The organism is Streptomyces sp. NPDC033270 (assembly GCF_055576575.1).
In genome coordinates this window covers 729,260-735,480 of the sequence record NZ_JBVIRA010000001.1, presented here as the reverse complement: position 1 = coordinate 735,480, position 6,221 = coordinate 729,260, and the positions used below count along the sequence as shown (strand labels likewise).

Below are 6,221 nucleotides of genomic sequence, written 5' to 3'. Positions count from 1 at the left end.
TGGGAGACCGGCCTGATCGAAACGGCCCGCGACGCGGGCGCCAGCTGGGCCGACCTCGCCCACCCCCTCGGTGTCGCCAGCCGCCAGGCCGCCGAGCGCCGCTACCTGCGCGGCCGCCCGGGCCCGGCCGGAACCACCGGCGAACAGCGCGTCCAGGCCACCCGCCGGCGCCGCGCCGCGGACCGCACCACCGCCACCTGGGCCCGCCGCAACGCAGCCGACCTGCGCCGCATCGCCGGGCAGATCAGCGCCCTCACCGACCTGCCCACCGCGGCCCGCCTCCCGGTCAGCCAGCTCCATGCGGCCCTCGCCCACGACGACCCCGCCGAGCTCCTCCGCCCCCTCAACGCCACCCGCCCCCACCTGACCACCACCCACCCCGACCTCGCCGCGCAACTCGACAGCCTCACACCCCCCTGAACCCACCCGTTGCCCAGGGAGTGCGCGAGATCCCCCTGCCCTCGCTTGGCTCTGTGCCTCCTTCGCCCGACACCCGGAGCTGGCGAGGGGGAGACCGCCTCACACCCCAGGGCACCTTCCACCGTCACGCGCGAGCCACGCCGACGATCAAGGAGCAGGCCTCTTCCCGCCCCGCCGCTGCCACGGGCGGCGGGGCGGGAAGCGCGCACCGACTCGTCGCGTCCGCCGGGCCCCGCGCCCCGCGCCCCGCGCTGCACCAGCACGAGCTGTTCGGACCGGCCGGGCCAGGGCAGGGCGGGGCACCCCTCCAACGCCCGCCACCTCCTGGGCCTGGGGAGCCTGGCACCTCCGGACGCGCCGTGGTGCGCTCGGACGGAGCTGCCAGGTGCGGCCCGACCTTCCATCCCGAGTGCACCGGTCGGTGCTGCACCCGGCCTCGTCGCCGACCCGGGCTGGGCTGCCGTGCAGGTCAGCGGCCCCGGCCCACGGCCCGGCGCAGCTGCTCCTTGTTCATGTGCGAGCGGCCTTCGACGTTCTGGCCTCTGTGTACAGCTGGTCGCGGGCGGGCCCGCCCGGGCCCTTGGCGGCCTGGCTTCCTGGGCCGAAGGTTCGTGCTGTCGTCGGCGCCGTCGCAAGGCGCGGACGCCCGCGGCGGGGGTGTCAGCTTGGGCCGTCAGCGCTGTGCGTGCCGCCCTCCGGACGTTCGCCATCGCCCTCTGGCGTTGCGTCGCGCAGAAACCGTTCGCTCTCCCAGGTGAGGCTGCGTTCGATCTGGAGGAAGGTCAGGTCGGTCACCTCGGCGAGTTCGTCCTCGTTCAGGTCGGGCTGCAGACGGAGAGCGCGTGCGATCTTTCCGGCCCAGAGCTCCTCCTTGATATAGGGCCGTTGCCGGTGGTGCTGCTGGAGCTCGCCGAGGTGGTCGGGACCGCAGGCTGCCAGGCGTCGCATGCCGTCGAGGTCGGCGTTGTAGGGGTGGATGAGGGAGGAGTCTGGAACCAGGCTGAAGACTTGCGTTGCGGGGGTCAGCTGCACGCCGCAGAGGTCGCACAGCATCGGATCGGGCTCAGTGGCTTCCGGCTCGGCCATGTCGTGGACGAGTCCCTTTCTCAATGAATCGTCTCGGTGCGCTTTGACAGCCGGCCTCTCCGGCTGCCCACCCAGAAATTCCCGAAGGACGACCGTGCTATGACCACCGTGCGCCAAATTGCCCCGGCTGCCGGAGAAAGCTCTGTGCGGCGCCCTATTCCCGGCCCCGAAAGCGGTGACGATCGCGGCGGGCGCTGTGTGTGCCGTGTCCGTCGTCCTGGCCGCGCTCCCCGGCCGGCGGTCCTGCGCCCGGCATCCGTTCCAGGGGCCTTGACGGGCACGAGGCTGACGGTGATTTCCGACGGCGCCGTGGGCCAAGGCCGCTGTCCCCTTTTCTGAGTCCAGCCACGCGCCGAAGGACCTTCACCGGGATCCGTCAGACATTCGCGTACTCGGCGAGCTACTGTTCACACACGCCGCGTTACCCCGGCGCTTCAGCTTAGGAGGAGTCCTGTGTCATCGCCCTGCGACCCCCAGCACGCTCCCGCCGGCGATGTGGGTGCAGCGCTCATGATGATCGACTCTCGACTCAAAGCGATCTACGACGACAAGACCCAGACCGACGCCGAACAACAAGCACTGACCGACCAATTCGCCACGTCCTTGGGCCCCCGCGCGGTGGATGACTTGCTGGATGGCGCGTGCACGCTCATCTACATGTTCATGCAGTGGCTGCGAATGGCCTACGAGGAGCACGACAAGGACGTCGTCGAGTACGTGGTGCCCAATCTCGTGGCCACGATGCGCATGATGCCCAGGAGCGTCCGTCCCGAGGCCATCCCCACCATGGCTGGGCTGCTCGTCGCCGCCGGTACCGGCCTGAGTCCCAGCCTGTGGCGCAAGCAGTACGGGTACTGGACCGAGGACGAGATGAACCCCTTGGAAGCCACCGCCTTCCTGCTCGCGGAGCACATCAACCGACTCACCGACGACCATGACTTCGCCACCCGCCTGATCGCCGAAGCACTGTCCAGCGTGGACGAAGGCTGACAGGCGGCCGTGGCGACACCGGCCCCGCCCACGGCGCGGTCGACCTGCCGCTGCATGGGGTCTGGTCGGGCCGCCGTCGCACCGCCCACTGGTGGAATGAGGGACGAGGCCAGTCACATGAACCATCGGACACGCTTGGCAGACGCACGCGCTTCAATACCACTAGGACAGCGGCCGACCGCCCAGGCCTGTGCGGCTGACGGCGCGAGGCGAGAACGTCATTGGACCTATCCAGCCCTGGCGGATGAGGGCGATCTGTGACGGCAGGGGTGACACTGGATCGAGAGCCCTTCCGCGGGACCAGTTCTCCAACAGGCCCGCGGTCGTCTCGACGGCGGACACCACCATGGTCGCCTTCAGCTCTCCGTTGCTCCACGTGGCCCGAATGCCGGGCGACCCGCGTCCCTCCGTCGGCGGCGGGCCGGGACCCCGCCTACCGCCAGTCGAGGCGCCCGTCGATCACGCGCGGCGCGTTGTCGTCCCCGAAGCCCCGACCCTCGCACAGCGCGTCGGCGACCTTGGTCAGGTAGGCGGCGAACGTCTCCTCCCCCGGGTTCGGAAACGCGGCCTCGGCGTAGTTCCCGAGCGGCCCGCGGCCCTGGCCAGGACTGCAGTCGACGAAGCTGCCGTAGAAGCCGTCCGGGTCGATGGTGGTGATCGGCAGGTACCGCTGCCCGGGCTCGTCGTCCAGGCGCTCGGCCGCGACCGGGCCGTCGAACCACGTGCTCAGGTTCTCCAGGGGGCCGATCCCCTCACCATCGGGCAGGAAGTACCCGGTCGGCTCGGGGGCATCGTGGGATGTGGGCCAGTCGAAATCCGAGGCTGGTCCGGTGCCGTTGCGCACCAGGTAGAAGGCCCGCACATCGGCCGGGACCGTCAAGTCGAGCTCCTGCTCCAGCGAGCGGAGCTCGCCCTCCGTCGCGGGCGCGGGCAACCGCTGGAAGGTGCGGGGCGCATGCTCCTTCAGCCACGTCTCGATCCGCGCCCAGGCGACGAGGGTCCGCTCGGCCCGTATCTGATCATCGGTCATAGCAGGGACCATAGCCGTGGGGTATGACACCGACCGCCGGCTGCTGAGGACGCCTCACCCGGACCACCCATTGGTCACGACCCCATACGCGCCCTAGTAGGCGGCGGGCAGTACATGGTCGCCGGCCCGGTCGGTGCTCAGGCACAGCGAGCAGACCACCGCGTCGTGGGTGTGGCAGGCGGCCAGGTCCGGGCGCTCGAAGTCCTGCCGGCAGACATGGCAGGTGGAGATGGTCGCGCTGGGGTTGCCGTCCGCGTCCAGCAGCGGTTCGTCGATTCCGTCGTCGGTACGCCGCAGGTAGTAGCGGCCCTTGGTGGCCAGCGCCATCAGCGGTGTGAGGACGAAGGCGATCAGGGCCGCCGCGACCGGTGAGTACGGCTGGAGGAGGTCGCCCAGGACATGGAAGTACATCGCGATCGACAGCCCGGAGGCGGCAGTGAAGGCCACCACCCCCACGGGGTTAACTGCGTACAGCATGCCCCGGCGGAACTCGGGAGCGTGCGGGGACAGCTTCAGCAGGTACTTGTTGACGATGATGTCGGTGGCGACGGTGACGACCCAGGAGATGGCGCAGTTGGAGTAGAAGCCCAGGATGGCGTTGAGGAAGCTGAACATGTCCGCCTCCATCAGGACCAGGGCGAACGCCAAGTTGGCCAGGACGAAGACCATCCGGCCGGGGTAGCGCTTGGTGACCCGGGTGAAGGAGTTGGTCCATGCCAGCGAACCGGAGTAGGCGTTCGTCACGTTGATCTTGATCTGGCTGATCACGACGAGGACCACGGCCAGCGGCACCACCAGCCATGAGGGCAGCATCGCGGCGAAGGCGCCGGTGAACTGCTGGATGGGCTCCGTGGCCGCGGCCGGCCCGACCTTCGCGAGGACGTAGACGGCAAGGAAGAGCCCGATGGCCTGCTTGAGCGCGCCCAGCACCACCCACCCGGGGCCGGCCATCACCACGGCCGTCCACCAACTGCGCTTGTTCGCCTCGGTCTTGGGCGGCATGAAGCGCAGATAGTCGATCTGCTCGCCGATCTGCGCGATCAGCGACAGGCAGACGCCCGCGCCCAGCAGCACCGATGCGGTGTTGACGCCGCCGCGACCGTCGGAGCCCGCGTACGACACGAAGCGTTGGACCGTGCCCGGGTCGGTGGCGACCAGATAGAGCAGCGGGCCCGCCATCAGCAGCAGCCAGACGGGGGTCGTCCAGACCTGGAGCTTGCTGAGCGCCTTCATCCCGTAGATGACCAGCGGGATCACCATGAAGGTGGAGACCAGATAGCCCAGCCACAGCGGCAGCCCGAGGCCCAGCTTCAGCCCCTGCGCCATGATCGAGCCTTCGAGCGCGAAGAAGATGAAGGTGAAGCTGGCGAAGATGACGCTGGTGAGCACCGAGCCGTAGTACCCGAAGCCGGAGCCGCGGGTGATCAGGTCCAGGTCGATGTTGTACCGCGCCCCGTAGTAGGCGAGCGGAAAGCCGGTGACGAAGATGACCACGGCCGCGACGAGGATCGCGGCCAGCGCGTTCCCGGTGCCGTGGGTGAGGCCGATCCCCGCGCCTATGGAGAAGTCGGCCATATAGGCGATGCCGCCCAGCGCGGTGGTCGCCACCACCATCGGCGTCCAACGGCGGTAACTGCGCGGCGCGAATCGGAGGGTGTAGTCCTCCAGGGTCTCCGATACCGCCTGCCCGCTGGCCGGCTCTGCCGCGACAGCCGGTTTCGCCTCAGCCTGGGTCATGCCGCGCCCTCCTGGGGTGCCGTGGGAACTGCGACGTGCTGCGTCGCTCACGGCCGGACGTTAGGAAGCGCGTGTTACCGCGGCGTACTTCCCAGGTGAACCGGCTGTTTCCGAATGACCGGCCGCCGTCGGCCGCACGGGTTCTTCTGCCAGGCCCGTTACGAAGTCACCGAAGCGCCGTAGATCGAGAGGGCTGCAATCCCGACCACGCACACAACTATCACCCAGTAGCCGAAGCCCCTCCCGCCCGCTCTTCTGCCCTTGCGCGCGGCGGAGTTGGTCGCTTGATGCGGTGCCGCCGGTCTTGATGCGGCCGGCGTGGGACCAGAGGCCGTTTCGGCGAGCAGGCGGCGGCAGGTCGCCGCCAACTGGACGGTTTCAGCGGAGAGCGGCACCACAGCTTCTGATCGCGCCGGTGCGGTGGTACCACCGTCGAGGATGCGCCCCGCACGGATGAGGATCTCGTCCCTGCCCCCAGCCGGCGCGAGACTGATCCAGCGCTGTACATGCTCGCCCCGGATGACCACTCCCCCAGACCGCTCGCGGTAGACGGTGTGTTCCCGCCAGAGCGTCTGCGCCAAAGCCTGTGCGGTTTCTCGCAGTTGGACGCTCACAATCTCCCCCTACACCACTTGCCGAATCGAACAAGCATCGCACTGTAGCGGTAGGTCACAGCTCGCGGCCATTCCGTCGGAACCCGTCCGAGCTCCGGGACGACCGTGCGGGGAGGAGGCCATACCCACTCGGTCCGGCCGGGCCCTCGGCACCCCTGTCAGCGCTGGTCCGGTACCGGGGCTTGTCCTCAAAGATCACCGAGTGGTGGGTCATGGTCGGGGGGGGGGGGGGGGGGGGGGGGGGGGGGAGCCCCCCCGTCCCCCCCCCCCCCCCCCCGGGGGGGGGAAAGAACCACACCCCCCCACGGGCCGTGGGGCGTGTCCTGATATAGTAGTTGGAGAAG

At 69.5% G+C, this 6,221-nt stretch carries 5 protein-coding genes and 2 pseudogenes; 2 read left to right on the top strand and 5 right to left on the bottom strand.

What is annotated here, in order from left to right; genetic code table 11:
- Nucleotides 1–420: pseudogene (locus tag ACZ5XZ_RS03455) on the top strand (type III effector protein); the annotation flags it as partial.
- Between the two features lie 469 nt (nucleotides 421–889).
- Here ACZ5XZ_RS03455 and ACZ5XZ_RS03450 read toward each other — a convergent pair.
- Together ACZ5XZ_RS03450 and ACZ5XZ_RS03445 are read right to left on the bottom strand one after the other, a co-directional pair.
- A pseudogene (locus tag ACZ5XZ_RS03450) lies at nucleotides 890–1,017 on the bottom strand (plasmid stabilization protein); the annotation flags it as partial.
- Nucleotides 1,018–1,080: 63 nt separating this feature from the next.
- Nucleotides 1,081–1,506, bottom strand: coding sequence for a hypothetical protein (locus ACZ5XZ_RS03445; RefSeq protein WP_468974120.1), 426 nt, complete (start codon nucleotides 1,504–1,506; stop codon nucleotides 1,081–1,083).
- A gap of 453 nt (nucleotides 1,507–1,959) precedes the next feature.
- On the opposite strand from ACZ5XZ_RS03445, the gene ACZ5XZ_RS03440 reads away from it, so the two are divergent.
- A complete protein-coding gene (locus ACZ5XZ_RS03440; RefSeq protein ID WP_468974118.1) occupies nucleotides 1,960–2,496 on the top strand; it encodes a hypothetical protein in 537 nt (178 codons plus the stop codon).
- 433 nt (nucleotides 2,497–2,929) lie between these two features.
- Here ACZ5XZ_RS03440 and ACZ5XZ_RS03435 read toward each other — a convergent pair whose 3' ends face one another.
- The 3 genes from ACZ5XZ_RS03435 to ACZ5XZ_RS03425 all read right to left on the bottom strand — a co-directional run bounded on the left by ACZ5XZ_RS03435 (nucleotide 2,930) and on the right by ACZ5XZ_RS03425 (nucleotide 5,877).
- Nucleotides 2,930–3,526 (bottom strand): SMI1/KNR4 family protein, encoded by a 597-nt coding sequence (locus tag ACZ5XZ_RS03435; RefSeq protein ID WP_468974116.1) that lies wholly within the window; start codon nucleotides 3,524–3,526, stop codon nucleotides 2,930–2,932.
- A gap of 93 nt (nucleotides 3,527–3,619) precedes the next feature.
- On the bottom strand, nucleotides 3,620–5,263 hold the full coding sequence (locus tag ACZ5XZ_RS03430; protein WP_468974114.1) for a purine-cytosine permease family protein: 1,644 nt from the start codon (nucleotides 5,261–5,263) through the stop codon (nucleotides 3,620–3,622).
- 158 nt (nucleotides 5,264–5,421) lie between these two features.
- Nucleotides 5,422–5,877, bottom strand: a complete 456-nt coding sequence (locus ACZ5XZ_RS03425; RefSeq protein ID WP_468974112.1) for a hypothetical protein — start codon at nucleotides 5,875–5,877, stop codon at nucleotides 5,422–5,424.
- Nucleotides 5,878–6,221: the final 344 nt, after the last annotated feature.

Bases quoted from the DNA above. Each gene is read 5' to 3' on its own strand.
- ACZ5XZ_RS03445 (WP_468974120.1), bottom strand. From the start codon at position 1,506: ATGGCCGAGCCGGAAGCCACTGAGCCCGATCCGATGCTGTGCGACCTC.
- ACZ5XZ_RS03435 (WP_468974116.1), bottom strand. From the start codon at position 3,526: ATGACCGATGATCAGATACGGGCCGAGCGGACCCTCGTCGCCTGGGCG.
- ACZ5XZ_RS03430 (WP_468974114.1), bottom strand. From the start codon at position 5,263: ATGACCCAGGCTGAGGCGAAACCGGCTGTCGCGGCAGAGCCGGCCAGC.